Origin of the sequence: Actinoplanes sp. NPDC049598 (genome assembly GCF_040675435.1) — a bacterium.
In the GTDB taxonomy this organism is placed as follows: domain Bacteria; phylum Actinomycetota; class Actinomycetes; order Mycobacteriales; family Micromonosporaceae; genus Actinoplanes.
On record NZ_JBFAOX010000030.1, the window covers coordinates 37,926 to 57,284 of the forward strand.

The following is a 19,359-nucleotide window of genomic DNA, read 5'->3' on the forward strand; positions in this document are numbered from 1 at the left end:
CAGCAGCGAGACACTAAGGTGAAGTTGCTCTATGCGCAAGATCCTTATTGGATGCCGAGGACGTCGAGGGTCCAGGCGTTGACGAAGGCCTCTTCCTTCCAGGAGTCGTAGCGGCCGCTCGGGCCGCCGTGGCCGGCGCCCATCTCGGTCTTGAGCAGGTAGTCGCCGTCGGGGGCGGTGGCGCGCAGGCGGGCGATCCACTTGGCCGGCTCGTGGTAGAGCACGCGGGTGTCGTTCAGGCTGGTCATGGCCAGGATCTTCGGGTAGGCCAGCTTGGCGACGTTCTCGTACGGGCTGTACGACTTCATGTAGGCGTAGACGTCGGGCGACTCGAGCGGGTTGCCCCACTCCTCCCACTCGGTGACCGTCAGCGGCAGCGACGGGTCGAGGATGCTGGTCAGCGGGTCCACGAACGGCACCTGGGCCACGATGCCGGCGAACGCCTCGGGGGCGAGGTTGGCCACCGCGCCCATCAGCAGGCCGCCGGCCGAGCCGCCGCGGGCGACCAGGCGCTGGGCCGACGTCCACTTGTCGCGGACCAGGTGGCGGGCGCAGGCGACGAAGTCGGTGAACGTGTTCTTCTTGGCCAGTAGCTTGCCCTGCTCGTACCACCGGCGGCCCATTTCGCCGCCGCCGCGGATGTGCGCGATGGCGAAGACGACGCCGCGGTCGAGCAGCGACAGCCGGGCGATCGAGAAGTAGGGGTCGATGCTGGTCTCGTACGAGCCGTAGCCGTAGAGCACGGCGGGCGCGGAGCCGTCGCGCGGCACGCCCCGGCGGGCCACGATGGAGATCGGCACGCGGGTGCCGTCCTCGGCGGTCGCCCACTCGCGGAACTGCTCGTACGCCTGCGGGTCGTAGCCGCCCAGCACCGGCCGCTGCTTGCGCAGGGTCATGGTGCGGGTGACCAGGTCGACGTCGTAGACCGAGTCGGGGGTGACCATCGAGGTGTAGCCGATCCGCACCGAGGTGGTGTCGTACTCCGGGTTGCCACCCAGGCCGACGCTGTAGAGCGGCTCGGGGAACTCCATCTCGTACGCGTCGGTGCTGCCGTCGCCCAGCACGCGCAGGCCGGTGAGTCCGTCGCGGCGCTGCGAGACGACGATGTGCCGCTGGAACGCGTCGACCGACTCGAGGCGGGTGCCCGGCTCGTGCGGGATCAGCTCGACCCAGTCGCCGGGGGCGTCGGCCGAGGTGTAGGACAGCGCGAAGTCCTCGGCGTCCTTGTTGTGCAGGATCAGCAGGCGGTGGCCGTGGTGCTCGATCGAGTACTCGACGCCCTGCTCGCGCGGGGCGACCAGGATCGGCTCGGCCGCCGGCGTGTCGGCCGGGATGATCCGGATCTCTGAAGTGATCTTGCTGCCGGCGTCGATCACGATGAACTTCTCGCTGCGGGTGAGGTCGACGCCGACCCAGAACCGCTCGTCCGGCTCCTCGAAGATGATCACGTCGTCGCTCGCGGGCCGGCCCACGGTGTGACGCCAGACGCGGTACGGGCGCCAGGCGTCGTCGACGGTGATGTAGAACAGCACGCTGCCGTCGGCCGACCACGCCGTCCCGTACGAGGTGTCGGGCACCTCGTCGGCGAACACCTCACCGGTCCGCAGGTCCTTGACCTTGAGGGTGAACCGCTCGTCGCCGGCGAAGTCGGTCGAGTAGGCCAGGCGGTGGCCGTCGGGGCTCACGTCGAACGTGCCGAGCGCGAAGAAGTCCTTGCCCTCGGCGAGCGCGTTGCCGTCGAGCAGCACCTCCTCGCCGGGCACGGACCCCTCGGGCGACGGCGGGTCGGTCTCGCCGTCGCGCACGGCCACCCGGCAGTGGATGCCGTACTGCCGGCCCTCGACGGTGCGCGTGTAGTACCAGTAGCCGCCCTTGCGGGTGGGGACCGACAGGTCGGTCTCCTTGGTCCGGGACTTGATCTCCTGGAAGAGGGTGTCGCGCAGGCCTTCGAGGTGAGCGGTGGTCTGGTCGGTCCACGCGTTCTCGGCCTCGAGGTAGGCGATGGTCTCCGGGTTGTCCTTGTCGGCCAGCCACGCGAACTCGTCGGTGACGGTGTCGTCGTGGAAGGTGCGCTCGTGCGGCACCTGCCGCACCGAGGGCGGGTTGTCCGGAGTCTGCGTAGTCACCCGCCCTACGTTACCGGGCGGTCCGATTTCGCAGCCTTCTTTACTTCTTGCGCCCGGACCGCGCTCGTTCGAACACGTGTACGATATGCCAGAGTGGACGATCTTAAGGGCGTTGGGGGACCTCCTGTGAAAGAGCACGTGCTGAGCGCGCTTGTGGACATCTGCGGGCCCGACTACGCGCGTGTCGCCCGCTCGGTGGACACGGTGCACGGCCGCCGGGCCGGCTTCGTCGCTCTGCCCGCGACGCCCCGTGCGGCCGCCGACACGATCCGGCTCGCGGCCGACCTCTCGCTGTCGTTCCTCGCTCGCGGCTCCGGCTCCAAGATCGATTGGGGTACGCCCCCGCCGCGTGACATCGACCTGATCGTGGACACGGGCCGGCTCAACGGGATGTGGGACCACGACGTCGCCGCGGCCACGGCCGAGGTCGCCACCGGCACCCCGGTCCATGCCCTCCAGGCCGCCCTCGCCCTGCGGGGTCAGCGGCTGCCGGTCGATCCGCCGTCGCGCACGGCCACGGTCGGCGGCATGCTCGCGCTGAACGAGTCGGGGCCGCTGCGCCACCGGTTCGGCACCCCGGCCGAGCACGTCGACCGCGTCGTCTACGTCGACGTCCAGGGCCGCCCCGGCGAGTCCGACGGTGAGGACGGCCGGCCCGGCATCGCCGAGATCGACGGCCTGATCACCTCGGCCGTGCTCCGTCTGCAGCCGCTGCCGCCGGCCCGGCGCTGGGTGGGCGTCGCGGTCGACACCCCGCCGCAGATCCGCCGGCTCGAGGCGGCCGCGGCCGGGCTCGAGCCGAGCGCGATCGAGATCGACCTGCCCGGCGGCGGCACCTCGGGCACGCTCGCCGTGCTCTTCGAGGGCGCCGAGGCCGAGGCGGCCGAGCGGGCCGAGCGGCTCGCGGCCCTGTGGGGCGCGGGCGCCGTGGTCACGCCGATCGCCCCACCCTGGTGGGGCGCCTATCCGTTCGGCCGCGACGACGTGGCGCTGCGCCTCGCGGTCTCGCCCGACGATCTGCCCTCGGTCATCTACTCGCTGGGCGACGCGGTCGGGGCGCCGGTGCCGGTGCGCGGCTCGGCCGGGCTGGGCCGGGTGCACGCGGTGCTGCCGGGCGCGCTCGAGGCCGGCCGGCTGCACGGCGTCCTCGACACGGTGCGGCACGTGCTCCTGGCCCGCAACGGGCGCGCGGTGGTCATCTCGGCGCCGCCGTCATTGGCCGCCGACATCGAGCTGGCCGACCGCCACGACCTGTTCTAGCGCGGGACGGCCCGGGGCCGGCGGCGGGGCTTCGGCGCGGGACGGGCCGGGCGGCGTTCTTCAGCGCAGGACGGCTTGGCGGCGTTCTTCAGCGCAGGACGGCTTGGCGGCGGTCCGAGGCGGCCGGGTGCCGGCCCGGGATGGGCTCGGTGCCGACGGCGTAGGTGAGGTAGGCGAAGCGGCCGATCTGCGCGGTGCCGGTGAGCGCGAGATGCCGGGCGGTCAGGTGCCGGGGGAGCAGGGGGACGCCCTTGCCCAGCACGACCGGCGCGATGCCGAGGATGATCTCGTCGAGCAGGCCCTGGTCGACGAACTGGCCGACCAGGTCGCCGCCGCCCACCAGCCAGACGTTCTTGCCCTTGGCCGCCACCAGCATCGCCTCGTGCACGCGCTGGACGTCGCCGCTGACCATGAAGATGTTGGCGTCGGGCACGAGCGGCAGCTCCCGGTTGCCGAAGACCCAGCAGGGCATGTCGCCGTAGAGGTCGTGCCAGTTCTGCGGCTCGGCCAGCACGTTGTCGTTCTTCAGCACCCACTCGTACGTGTTCGCACCCATGGCGAACGCGCCGACACCCGCGAAGAAGCCGCCGAACGGGTTCTCGGTGCCCCCGTCCACGTCGGCGAGCCAGTCGAGCGAGTTTTCCTCGTCGGCGATGTAACCGTCGATGCTCGTGGCCGTGTAGTACTGGGTTTTCGCCATGACAAACACCATGCCACGACCAAGCGGGCGAAAGGGGCGAATCCGCCGAGGTCAGGCGTCGTTACGTAAGACCAGAATCGCGATGTCGTCGCGGGGTTCCTCGACCGAGAAGTTGATCGTGGTGGAGCGCAGCCGGGCCGCCATGACCTCGGCCGGGTAGCCGGCCAGCGGCCCGGCCGCGTCGCGCAGCCGGCCGGTGCCGAACAGCTCACGGCCGCGCCGGCGCTCGGTCACCCCGTCGGTGTAGAAGATCAGCGAGTCGCCGGGCTGCAACCGCACCTCGGCGTCGGGCGACGAGATCGTCTCGAGCAGGCCCAGCGCCGTGCCGCCCTCGCCCACGAACGACGTCTTGCCGTCCGCGTGCACCAGCACCGCCCGGTCGTGCCCGGCCAGGTGCAGGCAGACCACCAGGACCCCGTCGGCCGCCCGGGACACCGAGGCCATGGCGAGCGTGCAGTACCGCCCGCCGCCTCGCTGGACCAGGGTCTTGTTGACCCGGCAGAGGATCTCGGTCATCGGCTTGCCGTCGTCGACCAGGATCCGGATCACGTCCCGGACCAGGCCGGTCACCGTGGCCGCCTGCACGCCCTTGCCGGAGACGTCGCCGACCACCACGATCCAGCTGTCCGGGCCCGAGGGCACCACGTCGTAGAAGTCGCCGCCGACCTCGGAGCCGGTCGGCACGTACTCGGCGGCGAAGCCGACGCCGTCGACGCGGGGCAGGGTCGGCGGCAGCAGCGAGGCCTGCAGCGTGCGGGCCACCTTGTGCCGCTCGTCGTGGATGCGCGCGTTGTCGATGGCCAGGGCGGCCCGGCGGGCCACGTCCTCCAGGATCGCCACCTCGTCGGTGTCGTGCCGGATGCGGTGGTGCCGGCCGACCGCGAGGGTGCCCAGCCGGGTGCCCCGGGCCACCAGCGGCACGGCGAAGCCCTCGGCCGGCGGCCCGAGCATCACCTGGGTGCCGAGGCGGGAGGCCTCCTCGAGCCGGGCCAGGACCGTGTCGGGCCCGGTCAGCGCGAGCGTCTCGTGCAGCTCGGGCAGGGCCGACTCGTCGGCGTGGGTGGCCGCGGCCAGCTGCAGGTGGCCCCAGGCGTCGGTGGTGTGCACCGCGCACCACTGGCCCAGGCGGGGCACCACGAGCTGTGGGATCAGCGCCATCGTGAGGTTGACGTCGAGCGACTGGGCGAGCAGCTCGCTGGCCTCGGCCAGGAAGGTCAGCCAGGTCTGCCGGCGCAGGTCGGTGCGGCGCAGGCGGTCGTTCTCCAGGTGCAGCGAGAACCGCTCGGCGACCATGACGGCCAGCGGATGGGCGTAGCCGATGGGTGACGCGTCGAGCTCGAGCTCGCCCGCGTAGGGCCGGTTGACGGCGAGCGGGACCTTTATCGTCTCGGCGTCGTCGCGCGGGGCCCGGCCGTACCGGGCCAGCAGCTGGCGCCCGCCGCCGTCGCCGCGGTCGAGCCGGATGACCCCGCCGGCCGCGCCGGTCAGCCGGGCCAGCTGGGCGAGCAGCCCGGCGGCGAACTCGGCCAGCCCGTCCTCGCTGGGCCGCTCGGGGCTGACCTGCAGCAGGGAGGCGAGGGCGCCCGCGCTGGGCGTGCCGCCCTCGATCTCCTGGGAGATCGCCGGCACCACGGCGGCCGCGGTCTCACCGGCCGGCCGGCCCTCCAGGCGGAACCACACGCCCTTGCCGGTGCCCTCGTGCACGGTGCCCCAGCGGCTGGCGAAATGGTCGACCAGCAGCAGGCCCCGGCCCCGCTCGGCGACCTCGCCGATGTCCACGCTCTCGTTGCGCGGCCCGACCGCGAGCTGCTCGACCGGGCCGGGCGCGAAGTCGGTGACGGTGACCGTCAGGCCGGTGGTGTCGGCCCGCACCTCGATGTCGAGCTCGGTGTTGGCGTGCACGACCGCGTTCGTGGAGAGCTCGGTGGTGAGCAGCAAAGCCTCGTTGAGCAGGGAATCCAGCCCGGCTTCCTCGAGGACCGAGCGCACCAGGGCGCGTGCGGCCGCCGGCGTGCGCCGGTCGTTGGGCAGGCGAACGCGCCGGACCAGCCCGCCTGCCGGACTGTCCGGGATCGCCCCGGCCTCCGCTGACACGCATGCATCCTCTCCTGAGGATGGGCCTGTGCACAAAGTCGTCTCTCGCATTGACCCGGTCGGGCGAGAGAGGATAGGTCAGCCCACGCAGTTGGACAGCGAGTGAGGACAGCATGACCGCGGCCAAGGAAGCCAGCGTCGGCGCGCCCGACGACACCGCCGTGCTCGGTGAGCTCGCCGACGCGCTCCGGCGGGTTCGCCGGGGCGATCTCAAGGTTCGGCTGCCCCGCCGGAGCGGGACGGCCGGCGAGGTCGCCGACGCGTTCAACGAGGTCGTGTCGCTCCAGGAGCGGCAGAACCTCGATCTCCGGCGGATCAGCCGCATCGTCGGCCGGGACGGCCGGCTCACCGAGCGTCTGGACGACGAGGGCCTCGACGGGGCCTGGGCCGACAGCGTCAGATCGGTGAACGCGCTGATCGACGATCTCGGCCGGCCGACCACGGAGATCTCCCGGGTCATCGTCGCCGTCGCGGAGGGTGACCTCTCCCAGCACATGGCTCTCGAGATGGACGGGCGACCCCTTCGGGGTGAATTCCTGCGCATCGGCCGGACGGTCAACACGATGGTGGACCAGCTGTCGTCGTTCGCCGACGAGGTGACCCGGGTCGCCCGCGAGGTGGGCACCGAGGGTGAGCTGGGCGGCCAGGCCGACGTCCGCGGCGTCGCCGGCACGTGGAAGGACCTCACCGACTCGGTGAACACGATGGCCTCCAACCTGACCCACCAGGTGCGGTCGATCTCCCAGGTGGCCACGGCCATGGCCCGCGGCGACCTGTCGCAGAAGATCACGGTTTCCGCCCGCGGCGAGGTGGCCGAGCTGGCCGACACCATGAACGGCGTGACCGACACCCTGCGCCTGTTCGCCGAGCAGGTGACCCGGGTCGCCCGCGAGGTGGGCACCGAGGGCAAGCTGGGCGGCCAGGCCGAGGTGCCGAACGTGGCCGGCACCTGGAAGGACCTGACCGACTCGGTCAACTCGATGGCATCCAACCTGACGAGCCAGGTCCGCAACATCGCCCAGGTCTCGACCGCGGTGGCCAAGGGCGACCTGTCGCAGAAGATCACGGTGGCCGCCCAGGGCGAGATCCTCGAGCTCAAGGACACCGTGAACACGATGGTGGACCAGCTGTCGTCGTTCGCCGACGAGGTGACCCGGGTCGCCCGCGAGGTCGGCACCGAGGGCAAGCTGGGCGGCCAGGCCCAGGTCCGCGGCGTCTCCGGCACCTGGCGCGAGCTCACCGAGAACGTGAACCAGCTGGCCGCGAACCTCACCGACCAGGTCCGCAACATCGCCCAGGTCTCGACCGCGGTGGCCAAGGGCGACCTGTCGCAGAAGATCACGGTCGACGCCCGCGGCGAGATGCTGGCGCTGAAGAACACCATGAACACGATGGTGGACCAGCTGTCGTCGTTCGCCGACGAGGTCACGCGGGTGGCCCGCGAGGTCGGCTCGGAAGGCAAGCTGGGCGGTCAGGCCCAGGTCAAGGGCGTCTCCGGCACCTGGCGAGACCTGACCGACAACGTGAACTACATGGCCTCCAACCTGACCAGCCAGGTCCGCAACATCGCCTCGGTGACCACCGCCGTGGCCAAGGGTGACCTCTCGCAGAAGATCACGGTCGACGCCCGGGGCGAGATCCTCGAGCTGAAGTCGACGGTGAACACGATGGTCGACCAGCTGTCGTCGTTCGCCGACGAGGTCACGCGGGTGGCCCGTGAGGTGGGCACCGAGGGCAAGCTGGGTGGTCAGGCCCAGGTGCGCGGCGTGGCCGGCACCTGGCGCGACCTGACCGACAACGTCAACTCGATGGCCTCGAACCTGACGGCCCAGGTCCGCAACATCGCCCAGGTCTCGACCGCCGTGGCTAAGGGCGATCTGTCGCAGAAGATCACGGTCGACGCGCAGGGCGAGATCCTCGAGCTCAAGTCGACCGTGAACACGATGGTCGACCAGCTGTCGTCGTTCGCCGACGAGGTCACGCGGGTGGCCCGCGAGGTCGGCTCGGAGGGCAAGCTGGGTGGTCAGGCCCAGGTGCGCGGCGTGGCCGGCACCTGGCGCGACCTGACCGACAACGTCAACTACATGGCGTCCAACCTGACGGCCCAGGTCCGCAACATCGCGTCGGTGACCACCGCCGTGGCCAAGGGCGACCTGTCGCAGAAGATCACGGTCGACGCCCGGGGCGAGATCCTCGAGCTCAAGGACACCGTCAACACGATGGTCGACCAGCTCTCGTCGTTCGCCACCGAGGTCACCCGGGTCGGCCGCGAGGTCGGCGTCGAGGGCAAGCTCGGCGGTCAGGCCCAGGTCAAGGGCGTCTCCGGCACCTGGCAGGACCTCACCGACAACGTGAACCAGCTCGCCTCGACGCTGACCATCCAGCTGCGCGCGATCGCCGAGGTGTCCACCGCCGTGACCCGCGGCGATCTCACCCAGAGCATCGCGGTCGAGGCCCAGGGCGAGGTGGCCGAGCTCAAGGACAACATCAACCAGATGATCGTCACCCTCCGGGAGACGACCAAGGCCAACGCCGAGCAGGGCTGGCTCGACTCCAACCTGGCCCGCATCGGCGGTCTGCTGCAGGGCCAGCGCGACCTCGGCGAGGTCTGCCGCATGATCATGACCGAGGTGACGCCGTTGGTCGACGCCCAGCTCGGGGCGTTCTTCCTGGTCGACAACGAGCAGGCGGTGATGCGGCTGCGGCTGGCCGCGTCGTACGGCTACGTCGCCCGCAACCACGAGGTCACCTTCGGGCCCGGCGAGGGCCTGGTCGGGCAGGCCGCGGTCTCCCGGCGCACCATCCGGGTCCGGGCCACCCACGACGGCATCCTGACCATGCGCTCCGGCCTGATGTCGATGCCGCCGAACGACCTGGTCGTGCTGCCGGTGCTCTTCGAGGGCGAGATGCTCGGCGTGATCGAGTTCGCCTCGGTGGCCGCCTTCTCCGGTCTGCACCTGACCTTCCTCGAGCGGCTGGTCTCGACGATCGGGGTCGCCCTCAACACCATTCAGGCCAACCGCCGTACGGAGGAGCTGCTCTCCCAGTCGCAGCGGCTGGCCCGCGAGATGCAGGACCAGTCGGCCGAGCTCCAGCGCACCAACGCCGAGCTGGAGGACAAGGCGCAGCTGCTCAGCGAGCAGAAGGCCAACATCGAGACCAAGAACAGGGAGATCGAGCAGGCCCGCCGCGGTCTGGAGGAGAAGGCGCAGCAGCTGTCGCGCGCGAGCGCGTACAAGTCGGAGTTCCTGGCCAACATGAGCCACGAGCTGCGCACCCCGCTCAACTCGCTGCTGCTGCTGGCCCGGCTGCTGGCCGACAACGCCGACACCAACCTGACCGAGAAGCAGATCGAGTTCGCCCGCACGATCCACAGCGCCGGCTCCGACCTGCTGTCGCTGATCGACGACATCCTCGACCTCGCCAAGATCGAGGCGGGCCGGATGGACGTCGAGCCCGACCAGGTCGACTTCGACGGCGTCCGCAGCTACGTCGAGCAGGCGTTCGCCCCGCAGGCCGAGGAGAAGGGCCTGCAGCTGCGGGTCCAGGTCGAGACCGGGCTGCCCGCCTCGATCGTCACCGACCCCCAGCGCCTGCAGCAGATCCTGCGCAACCTGCTGTCCAACGCGGTCAAGTTCACCGACAAGGGCTCGGTCACGCTGAACATCTTCGCGGCGCCGCCGAACACCGACTTCGACGTGCCCGCCCTGGCCTCAGCCCAGCAGGTGATCGCCTTCTCGGTCTCCGACACCGGCATCGGCATCAACGACGAGAAGCTGGCGATCATCTTCGAGCCGTTCCAGCAGGCCGACGGCACCACCACCCGCAAGTACGGCGGCACCGGCCTGGGCCTGTCGATCAGCCGCGATCTGGCCGCCCTGCTCGGCGGCACGATCGTGGTGTCGTCGCGGCCCGGGGAGGGCTCGACCTTCACCCTCTACATGCCGGACGCGCTGAGCGCCGAGGGCGTCCCGGCCCTGACCCTGCCGACCCTGCCCACGGCGACCGTCGTGGTGCAGCCGGCGCCCGCCCCGCTCGACATGCCGCTGCTGGACATGCCGGTGCTCAGCCAGCGGGCCGACATCGAGAGCCACGTGGTCACCCCGGCCAGCCGGCAGCTCGACGGGGCCACGGTGCTGATCGTCGACGACGACGTCCGCAACGTCTTCGCCCTGACCAGCGCCCTGGAGATGCACGGCCTGAACGTCCTGTACTCGGACAACGGCGTCGACGGGGTCCGCGTGCTGGCCGAGCACCCGGAGATCGACATCGTGCTGATGGACGCGATGATGCCCGACCAGGACGGCTACGAGACGACCCGGGGGATCCGCCGCAACCAGCGCTTCCAGGACCTCCCGGTAGTGTTCCTGACGGCGAAGGCCATGCCGGGCGACCGCGAGTCGGCCCTCGCCGCCGGCGCCAGTGACTACATCACCAAGCCGGTCGACCTGGACGAGCTGATCGAGCTGATGGCCCGTTGGGTGAACGCGGACCCCGAGGAAAGGATCACGCGTGGCTGAGCGCGCCAAGGCCCTGCTCGTCGACGACCGGAAGGACAACCTGCTCGCGCTGGAAGCGATCCTCCAGGGTCTGCCGGTGACCGCGGTGGCCGTGCAGAGCGGCGAGGCGGCGCTGAAGCAGCTGCTCACCGACGACTTCGCGGTCATCCTGCTCGACGCGCAGATGCCCAACATGGACGGCTTCGAGACGGCCGGCCACATCAAGCGGCGGGAACGCACCCGGCACGTGCCGATCCTGTTCCTGACCGCGGCCGACCGGGACGCTCAACTCGCGCTCCGGGGCTACGCGGTGGGCGCGGTGGACTACCTCACCAAGCCGTTCGACCCGTGGGTGCTGCGGGCCAAGGTGTCCATCTTCGTCGAGCTGTGGACGAAGACGCAGCAGCTCAAGGCCCAGGCCGAGGCGAGCCGGGAGCGCGAGGCGCAGTGGCAGCGGCTCACCGAGACGGTCGACGAGGCGGCCCGGGTGCTGCGCTCCGGCGGCGACGACGCCGCCACCGAAGCGCTGGGCCTGCTGGAGAAGGCCCGCTGGGGTTCGTGATCAGACGTTCGCGTACGGCGTGACGGCGTTCGCCAGGAGCTGCCGGAGAACGGACTTCGGGCGGGCGCCGACGGTCGAGCTGGTGAGGACGCCGGCGCTGTAGATCAGCAGGGTCGGCAGCGACATGATCCGGTGGGCCCGGGCCGTCTCGGGGTTCTCGTCGGCGTTGAGCGTGTAGATCCGCAGCCGGCCGGCGAACTCGGGGGCCAGCTCGGCCAGGGTGCGGGCCATCGGGCCGCAGGGCGGGCACCACTCGGCCCAGACGTCGACGACTACGGGCGTCGTCGCGTTCTTCACAAGATCGGCGAAGGTGGCATCGGTCAGGGCTGGCAGGTCATGGTCTGGCACAGGGACTCCTCGACGGCCTCGTTCAGCTGAGCGCGCAGACGCTGCCGGAGGTCGGTGAGCTGCCCGATGTAGCTGTCCACTTCGGCCAGCTTGCGGCGCAGCACCTCGACCGAGTCGGGACAGACATGTCCTAGATCGTTTCCGGCGCGCAGGCACGCGACGAAGGGCCTGATGTCGTCGAGACCGAAGCCGGCCGCGAGCAGCGAGCGGATCTCGTGTACGACCCGCAGCTCGGCGTCGTCGTACTGGCGGTATCCGTTCGCGTCCCGGTCGGCCCGGACCAGACCGTGCTGCTCGTAGTAGCGCAGCGTCCGCGTGCTGGTGCCGGCCTTCTCGGCCAGCTCTCCGATCAACATCGGTGCCCCCTCGTCCGTCACCAGACGTTAGGCATTGACACCGGCGTCAACGCAACCCTCGGGAGGGTCAGGCCGTGCTGCTGATCATCAAGGCGCTGCGGAGGCCGGTGATATCGAGCACTCGCATCAGGAAGTCGCCGACGTTGGCCAGGGCCAGCACCGTGCGGGCGTGCTGGGCCTTGCGGCTGAGCACGACGAGGGTGCCCAGGCCCTGCGAGTCGCAGAACGTGACGCCCGCCATGTCCAGGACGATGCGGGCGGGCGGCTCGGCCAGCACCTCGTTGACGAGCGTCGACAGATTATTGACCGTGAGCACGTCGATCTCCCCGGCGAGGTGGAAGACGACCTCGTCGGGGGCTCGCTGAACCGTGATCGACAGTTCGGGTCGCTCCACGCCGTCAGCCTATCGCCTATGCACTCGTTCGGCCCGCTGGGCGCGTCGGCAACCGGGCGTTCCGGACATCCCCGCCCGCGACGCCAGGGCATCCTTGGGTGATGTGAGGAACCCTCTTGAGATTCTTGCCGGAGTGCGCTGACACAATGGGAGCCGCTGTGACCACCTCATACCGCGCCGAGGGCTTCCCGTACCCGGAGGACGCCCCGGCTTCCCAGGCCCTGTTCGACCGCGCCCAGGCCATCGTGCCGGGCGGGGTCAATTCACCCGTGCGTGCGTTCCGAGCCGTCGGTGGCACGCCCCGATTCATGGCCCACGGCGCGGGTCCGTGGCTGACCGACGCCGACGGCCGCCGTTACGTCGACCTCGTCTGCTCGTGGGGCCCGCTCATCCACGGCCATGCGCATCCCGAGGTCATCGCGGCCATCCAGGCCGCCGCGGCCCGTGGCACCAGCTTCGGCACGCCCACCGCGGGCGAGGTCGACCTGGCCGAGGAGATCGTCCGGCGCACCCCGGTGGACGAGGTCCGCCTGGTCAACTCGGGTACCGAGGCCACCATGTCGGCCATCCGGCTGGCCCGCGGCTTCACCGGTCGCTCCAAGATCGTGAAGTTCGCCGGCTGCTACCACGGGCACGTCGACGCGCTGCTCGCCGCGGCCGGTTCCGGCGTGGCCACGCTCGGGCTGCCCGACTCGCCCGGCGTCACCGGCGCGGCCGCGAGCGAGACCATCGTGCTGCCGTTCAACGACGTCTCCGCGGTCGAGGCGGTCTTCCGGGAGAGCGGGGGCGAGATCGCCGCGATCATCACCGAGGCCGCCGCCGGCAACATGGGCGTGGTCGCCCCGCGTGAGGGCTTCAACCAGCGGCTGGCCGAGATCGCCCACGCGGCCGGCGCGCTGCTGATCGTCGACGAGGTGATGACGGGCTTCCGCGTCTCGGCCGGCGGCTGGGCCGGGCTCGACCCGGTCGACGCCGACCTGTTCACCTTCGGCAAGGTGATGGGCGGCGGCCTGCCCGCGGCCGCGTTCGGCGGGCGGCGCGACGTGATGTCCCGGCTGGCCCCGGCCGGCCCGGTCTACCAGGCCGGCACGCTGTCGGGCAATCCGCTGGCCTGCGCGGCCGGGCTGGCCTCGCTGCGGCTGGCCGACGACGCGGTCTACAAGCGGCTCGACGAGCTGTCGGCCACCATCGGCGCGCTCGCTTCGGACGAGCTGACCAAGGCCGGCGTCCCGCACCGGCTCTCCTTCGCCGGCAACATGTTCTCGATCTTCTTCACCGAGGTCGACGTCGTCGACTACGACTCGGCCCGGACCCAGGACGTGGGCGCCTTCAAGGCGTTCTTCCACGCGATGCTGTCGCGCGGGGTCTACCTGCCGCCGAGCGCCTTCGAGTCGTGGTTCGTCTCGACCGCGATCGACGACGCGGCACTGGAGCAGATCGCGACGGCACTTCCGTTCGCAGCAAGGGCGGCCGCACGATGAGCGAGTCCACGAAGACGACGGTCCACGTGCTGCGGCACGGCGAGGTCCACAACCCGGGCAAGATCCTGTACGGGCGGCTGCCCGACTTCCATCTGTCCGAGCTGGGGCAGCAGATGGCCAAGGCGGCGGCCGAGGCCCTCAAGGACCGCGACGTGACGTACGTGGTCTCCAGCCCGCTCGAGCGCGCGCAGGAGACGGCGGCCCCGATCGCGGCCGAGTTCAACCTCGAGATCGCCACCGACGTCCGGCTGATCGAGAGCGCGAACTTCTTCGAGGGCAAGAAGGTGTCCGTCGGCGACGGCGCGTTCAGCAACCCGCGGCACTGGTGGGTGCTGCGCGACCCGATCACCCCGTCCTGGGGCGAGGCGTACCTCGTGATCGCGCAGCGCATGTTCGCCGCGGTCCAGGCGGCCCGGGTCGCCGCCGAGGGCCACGAGGCCGTATGCATCTCGCACCAACTGCCCATCTGGACGCTCCGGCGGTACGTGGAGAAGAAGCGACTCTGGCACGATCCGCGTAAGCGGCAGTGCGGGCTGGCCAGCCTCACCTCGTTCCACTTCGAAGACTCCAAGATCGTCGGAATCGACTATTCCGAGCCGGCCGCCCATCTGGTGGCCCTGTCCGCGACAGCCAAGACCGCCAAGGGAGCTTGACCGTGCGCCGCCTCGCCGCTGTTCTGGCCACCGCCGTCCTCTCGGCCGGTGCGTTAGCCGGGTGCGGTGGGGACAGCTGGGCCGACAAGTGCGCCACGGCCCAGGGCGTCATCGAGTGCGCGCCCGATCAGCGCACCGCGGTCAAACAGGTCAAGGGCGAACTGCTCGACGGCAAGCCGTACGAGTTGAAGCAGGACCTCGGAAAAGTGGTCGTGGTCAACTTCTGGGGCTCGTGGTGCGCCCCGTGCCGGGCCGAGGCGGACGACCTCGTGAAGACGTACGAGTCGACCAAGGCGCAGAACGTCGCCTTCGTCGGCGTCAACACCCGGGACGACCGTGACTCGGCCGTGCAGTTCGAGCGTGGCTACAAGGTCGAGTGGCCCAGCATCTACGACGTCGACGGCAAGGTCGCCCTGCAGTTCGACGTGACCCAGACCAGCACGCCGGCCACCCTGATCATCGACCGGCAGGGCCGCATCGCCGTCGCGATCCGCCAGGCCACCACGGTGACCCAGTTGCAGCCCCTGGTGGAAAAGGTGGCCGCGGAGGGGAACGGCTGATGGGCGAGCAGTTCGCGTCGATCGCCAGCGGCGGGCCGCTGGTGCTGGCGGTCGCCGTGGCCGCCCTGGCCGGCCTGGTCAGCATCCTGTCGCCGTGCGTCCTGCCCCTGGTGCCGGGTTACCTGTCCTACGTGACGGGCCTGGCCGGGTCTGATCTCGACTCCCGCGAGGAGACCCGGGAGGAGGGTGGCGGCGTCGCCACGGTGACCAGGACGCGTGTGCAGAGCCGGGGCCGTGTGCTGGCCGGCACCAGCCTGTTCGTGCTCGGCTTCGCGGTCGTCTTCATCCTGCTCAACGTCGTCGTGGCCAACGTCGGCTTCCTGCTGCGCCACCAGGACGCGCTCAACGTCGTCCTCGGCATCATGATCATCGTGCTCGGCCTGGGCTACCTCGGCTGGATCCCGGGCCTGCAGCGCGAGGTGCGGATCTCCAAGCTGCCCGCGGCCGGCTTGCTGGGGGCGCCGGTCTTCGGGGCGATCTTCGCGCTGTCCTGGGCGCCCTGCGTGGGACCGACACTCGGCGCGGTGATGCTGCTGGGGGCCACGAGCGGGCAGACCGACCGGGCGGTGATCCTCGCGATTGCGTACAGCCTGGGCCTGGGTCTGCCCTTCGTGCTGTTCGGCTTGTTCTTCAGCAAGCTGCTCGGGGTCTTCCGGGCGATCCGCCGCAACAGCCGGTGGGTGACCCGGGTCGGCGGCGCGCTGCTCATCCTGGTCGGCCTGGCCCTGGTCACGGGCGGCTGGAACGACTTCCTGATCTGGCTGAAGACCACCTTCGACTTCAGCCAGGAGGGTCTGCTGTGACGATCGTCGAACAGCGTCCGGCGCCACCGGCCCCGCCGCCACCGAGCCGGCCCAACCGGGTCTGGGCGCTGCTGCGCAACTCCTGGCGGCAGCTCACCAGCATGCGTACGGCCCTGGTGTTGCTCTTCCTGCTGGCCGTGGCGGCCATCCCGGGTTCGATCTTCCCGCAGCGGGCGGTCAACGCCGAGCGGGTCACGCAGTACTACACCAAGCACCCCGACCTGGCGCCCTGGCTGGAGCGGGTCGGCGGCTTCGAGGTGTACGCGTCGCCGTGGTTCGCCTCGATCTACCTGCTGCTGTTCATCTCGCTGATCGGCTGCGTCGTGCCGCGGCTGATCGACCACGTGCGGGCCCTGCGGATCTCGGTGCCGGACGCGCCGAAGCGCTTCGGGCGCCTGCCGCAGCACAGCGACGAGTGGCGCAGCTCGCAGGAGCCCGCCGCGGCGGCCGCGGTGATCGCGAAGCAGCTGCGCGGGCGCCGCTTCCGGGCCAAGGTGCGCGAGCACGACGACGGCAGCGTCACGGTGGCAGCCGAGAAGGGCTACCTCAAGGAGACCGGCAACCTGCTCTTCCACATCAGCATGCTGGCCGTGCTGATCGGGGTGGGTTTCGGCCACTGGTACGGCTGGCACGGCAACCGCATCCTCGTCGGCGGGGCCGACCAGGGCTTCTGCAACGTGATCCCGCAGTACGACGACTCGACCCTCGGGCCCCGCGTCACCGCGGCCGACCTGCCGAACTTCTGCCTCAAGCTGACCGACTTCGACGCGACCTTCCAGAGCACCGGGCAGCCCAAGACGTTCTCGGCGACCGTCTCGGTCACCCAGGACGACGGCCCGGCCGAGACCCGGAAGTTCACCGTCAACGACCCGCTGCGGCTCCACGGCGCCAACGTGCACCTGCTCGGTCACGGCTACGCGCCGATCCTGCGCTACACCGACCGCTACGGGGTCACGCAGACCAAGGTCGTGCCGTTCCTGCCGGTCGACGCCATGCAGACCAGCGAGGGCGTGGCCCAGTTCCCCGACGTCAACATCGACCCGAAGACCGGCCGCCGCGACGCCAAGCTGCAGATGGGCTTCGAGGGCCGGTACCTGCCCACGGTGGCCAAGGACGGCAGCGCCACCTCGGCCTTCCCGGCCGAGAACGACCCGGCCCTCTACCTGACCGCCTACCAGGGCGACCTCGGGCTCGACGTGGGCACGCCGCGCTCGGTCTACTCGCTCGACCAGGGCCAGATCGCCACCGGGGCGCTGAAGAACATCAGCGGCGCCCGGCCGCACCCGCTGCGCGCCGGCGCGACCTGGACGCTGGAGGACGGCAGCAAGCTCGAGTTCCTGGGCACCCGGCCGTTCGCCACGCTGTCGATCCGCTACGACCCGACGCAGTCGCTGGCCCTGGCCGGCGCGGTCCTCGGCCTGACCGGGCTCATGCTCTCGCTGTGGGGGCACCGGCGCCGGGTCTGGTTCCGTGCCCTGCCAGGTACGCCGGGCTCGTCCGGCGGTACGTTGTTGGTGGCCGGTGGGCTGCCGCGCACCGACTATCCCGGTTTTCCCGATGAATTCGCCTCTTTGGTCAAGACCGCCGAGGAAGGGACGTCCTGATGGCGGAGCTGTCTAATCAATTGGTCGCCGCCGCTGTCCTGGCGTACCTGTTCGCGATGATCTGCTACGCGGGGGAGTACGCGTTCGGCCGGCGCAGCCACATCGGCAAGGCGGCCGCGCGGCCGGCCCGCCAGCTCGTGGGCGCCGGCGCTCCGGCCTCCGACGTCCCGGACGACGTCCTCGACGAGCCGGCCCCGCCCGTCCGGCGCGACCGGGCCGAGCTCATCGGGCGCGCCGCCGTCGGCCTGAACGTGCTCGCGCTCCTGCTCCACCTGGGCGCCCTGGTCACCCGCGGCATCGCCGCCGACCGGATGCCGTGGGGCAACATGTACGAGTACATCCTGTCCACGACGTTCGTCGCCTCGGCCGTCTGGGCCGGCGTCGTGCTGGCCCGCCCCAAGGTGCGCCACCTCGGCCTGTTCGCCACCCTGGCGCTGGTCGTCATGCTCGGCGCGGCCAGCCTCATCGCGTACACGCCGGTGGGCCCGCTGGTCCCGGCGCTGAACTCGTACTGGTTCATCATCCACGTCTCGACGGTCATCATCGGCTCCGGCATCTTCCTGATCGGCGCCGTGCCGGCCGCCATGTTCCTGATCCGCCAGGGGTACGACGACGGCAAGCGCCGCTTCCCGTACACGCTGGGCAAGCGGGTGCCCGAGGCGGCGCTGCTCGAGCGCCTGACGTTCCGGCTGCACGCCTTCGCGTTCCCGCTGTTCACCTTTGGCGCCCTGATCGCCGGCCCGATCTGGGCCGAGGCGTCCTGGGGCCGCTACTGGGGCTGGGACCCCAAGGAGGTGTGGGCGTTCATCTCCTGGATCGTCTACGCCGGTTACCTGCACGCCCGGGCCACGCCCAGCGTGAAGCGCACGGTGGCGACGTGGATCGCGCTGCTCGGCTTCGTGACCATGCTGATGAACCTGTTCGGCGTCAACCTGTTCTTCGAGGGCCTCCACTCGTACGCCAACGCGGGCTAACGAGAGCAGTCGCCCGCCGTCCAGGTGTCGTAGCGGGTCCGCCAGTCGAGGCAGAAGCCGCCGCGCTGCTGGCGCTGGGACGGGTCGGTGCCGGTCAGGGTGGGCACGTCCTCGCGCCAGAGGCGTGGCTCGCCGCCGTCGGCCGGGCGCAGCCGGACGTTGTCCACGGTGATCGGGGGCACGTCGATCAGGCTCGGCTTGGTGGCGTCGACGTGCACCTCGACGTACTGCTCGACCACGGCGGTGGAGCCGATCGGCAGGCGCTGGGCGGTCAGCAGGTTCCACCGGTTGCCCCACCAGAGCCAGGCGCTCCACACGCCGCCCGGGTCGCTGTGCAGGTCGAGCCAGACCTTGTCGCCGGGCCGCAGCGGGTACTGGTCGTAGAACTGCCAGGTCTTGGTGTTGGTGTTGAACGTGTAGATGTGCTGCCGCCCGGGACCGGCCCAGCCGGTCTCGGCCCAGCCCGCCTCGAGCCAGTTGATGACGCCGCGGCCCAGGTTGCGCTTGACCATGAAGCGGCTCGCAACGAAGTCGTACGAGCGGGACCGGATCGAGCCGTCGACGATCGCCAGGCGGCCGGAGACGCCGGCCCATTCTCCGGCGGTGTTCGCGCCCAGGTGGTGGTAGCCGCTGGGGGTGAAGCCGGCCTCGCCGCGCCGGGGGAGGCGCACGCCGGACTCGACGATGGGGCCCGTGGCCGCGCGGCACGCCCCCGGGGAGCCGGGGCCGGCGGGCCTCGTGGGCGGGCGGGTCGAGCGCTTCGTCGGCGGGCAGGCCGGCAGCTCTCTCGCCGCCGCTGCGGCCTCGGCCGGGCGGCTTCCGGCTGAGTGGGCCGGGGTCGCGCTGATCAGCGCGATGGCCAGCCCTGCCGCGGCGAACCAGCGTGCCGCGTTCCGGACCTTCACCGGATCACCTCCACTCGACGGGACCAATCGCCCACTCCAA

Annotated in this window: 16 protein-coding genes; 9 read left to right on the forward strand and 7 right to left on the reverse strand. The window is 70.9% G+C overall.

Going from position 1 to position 19,359, the window contains the following annotated elements; all coding sequences use genetic code 11:
* Positions 1-44: 44 nt before the first annotated feature.
* Positions 45-2,126 carry a S9 family peptidase gene (locus AB0J66_RS41945; RefSeq protein WP_364673015.1) on the reverse strand — a complete coding sequence of 694 codons (2,082 nt, stop codon included), beginning with the start codon at positions 2,124-2,126 and terminating at the stop codon, positions 45-47.
* Between the two features lie 126 nt (positions 2,127-2,252).
* On the opposite strand from AB0J66_RS41945, the gene AB0J66_RS41950 reads away from it, so the two are divergent.
* Positions 2,253-3,386: an FAD-binding oxidoreductase gene (locus tag AB0J66_RS41950; RefSeq protein ID WP_364673017.1), complete on the forward strand. Its 1,134-nt coding sequence runs from the start codon at positions 2,253-2,255 to the stop codon at positions 3,384-3,386.
* An 88-nt stretch (positions 3,387-3,474) separates the two neighbouring features.
* Here the strand turns inward: AB0J66_RS41950 and AB0J66_RS41955 are convergent, their stop codons facing one another.
* Both AB0J66_RS41955 and AB0J66_RS41960 read right to left on the reverse strand, forming a co-directional pair.
* Positions 3,475-4,086 (reverse strand): dihydrofolate reductase family protein, encoded by a 612-nt coding sequence (locus AB0J66_RS41955; protein ID WP_364673018.1) that lies wholly within the window; start codon positions 4,084-4,086, stop codon positions 3,475-3,477.
* 51 nt (positions 4,087-4,137) lie between these two features.
* Positions 4,138-6,231: a SpoIIE family protein phosphatase gene (locus AB0J66_RS41960; RefSeq protein ID WP_364673020.1), complete on the reverse strand. Its 2,094-nt coding sequence runs from the start codon at positions 6,229-6,231 to the stop codon at positions 4,138-4,140.
* A 62-nt stretch (positions 6,232-6,293) separates the two neighbouring features.
* Here AB0J66_RS41960 and AB0J66_RS41965 point away from each other — a divergent pair, with 62 nt between their 5' ends.
* Positions 6,294-10,700: a HAMP domain-containing protein gene (locus AB0J66_RS41965; RefSeq protein ID WP_364673022.1), complete on the forward strand. Its 4,407-nt coding sequence runs from the start codon at positions 6,294-6,296 to the stop codon at positions 10,698-10,700.
* Positions 10,693-11,241, forward strand: coding sequence for a response regulator (locus AB0J66_RS41970; protein ID WP_364673024.1), 549 nt, complete (start codon positions 10,693-10,695; stop codon positions 11,239-11,241). The genes AB0J66_RS41965 and AB0J66_RS41970 overlap by 8 nt, the downstream gene beginning before the upstream one ends.
* On the opposite strand, the gene AB0J66_RS41975 is transcribed toward AB0J66_RS41970, so the two are convergent.
* The 3 genes from AB0J66_RS41975 to AB0J66_RS41985 form a co-directional block, all read right to left on the reverse strand.
* The gene (locus tag AB0J66_RS41975) at positions 11,242-11,589 is read right to left on the reverse strand and encodes a thioredoxin domain-containing protein (protein WP_364673025.1); all 348 of its coding nucleotides are present in this window, start codon (positions 11,587-11,589) and stop codon (positions 11,242-11,244) included.
* Positions 11,562-11,945, reverse strand: coding sequence for a MerR family transcriptional regulator (locus AB0J66_RS41980; protein WP_364673027.1), 384 nt, complete (start codon positions 11,943-11,945; stop codon positions 11,562-11,564). Before AB0J66_RS41980 ends, AB0J66_RS41975 begins: the two co-directional genes overlap by 28 nt.
* Before the next feature lie 67 nt (positions 11,946-12,012).
* Entirely contained in the window at positions 12,013-12,339 is a 327-nt protein-coding gene (locus AB0J66_RS41985) for an STAS domain-containing protein (RefSeq protein WP_364673028.1), read from the reverse strand.
* 146 nt (positions 12,340-12,485) lie between these two features.
* Here AB0J66_RS41985 and hemL point away from each other — a divergent pair, with 146 nt between their 5' ends.
* From hemL to ccsB, 6 genes are read left to right on the forward strand one after another with little or no spacing between them, the layout of a single operon-like run.
* Complete coding sequence (gene hemL / locus AB0J66_RS41990; protein ID WP_364673030.1) at positions 12,486-13,820, forward strand: glutamate-1-semialdehyde 2,1-aminomutase; 1,335 nt, start codon at positions 12,486-12,488, stop codon at positions 13,818-13,820.
* On the forward strand, positions 13,817-14,473 hold the full coding sequence (locus AB0J66_RS41995; protein WP_364673032.1) for a histidine phosphatase family protein: 657 nt from the start codon (positions 13,817-13,819) through the stop codon (positions 14,471-14,473). Before hemL ends, AB0J66_RS41995 begins: the two co-directional genes overlap by 4 nt.
* A complete protein-coding gene (locus AB0J66_RS42000) occupies positions 14,470-15,033 on the forward strand; it encodes a TlpA disulfide reductase family protein (RefSeq protein ID WP_364673034.1) in 564 nt (187 codons plus the stop codon). The genes AB0J66_RS41995 and AB0J66_RS42000 overlap by 4 nt, the downstream gene beginning before the upstream one ends.
* Positions 15,033-15,836, forward strand: a complete 804-nt coding sequence (locus AB0J66_RS42005) for a cytochrome c biogenesis protein CcdA (RefSeq protein WP_364673036.1) — start codon at positions 15,033-15,035, stop codon at positions 15,834-15,836. The genes AB0J66_RS42000 and AB0J66_RS42005 overlap by 1 nt, the downstream gene beginning before the upstream one ends.
* Complete coding sequence (locus tag AB0J66_RS42010) at positions 15,833-17,440, forward strand: cytochrome c biogenesis protein ResB (RefSeq protein WP_364673038.1); 1,608 nt, start codon at positions 15,833-15,835, stop codon at positions 17,438-17,440. Before AB0J66_RS42005 ends, AB0J66_RS42010 begins: the two co-directional genes overlap by 4 nt.
* Entirely contained in the window at positions 17,440-18,414 is a 975-nt protein-coding gene (ccsB, locus tag AB0J66_RS42015) for a c-type cytochrome biogenesis protein CcsB (protein ID WP_364673040.1), read from the forward strand. The genes AB0J66_RS42010 and ccsB overlap by 1 nt, the downstream gene beginning before the upstream one ends.
* On the opposite strand, the gene AB0J66_RS42020 is transcribed toward ccsB, so the two are convergent.
* A complete protein-coding gene (locus tag AB0J66_RS42020; RefSeq protein ID WP_364673042.1) occupies positions 18,411-19,319 on the reverse strand; it encodes a hypothetical protein in 909 nt (302 codons plus the stop codon). The genes ccsB and AB0J66_RS42020 overlap by 4 nt on opposite strands.
* Positions 19,320-19,359: the final 40 nt, after the last annotated feature.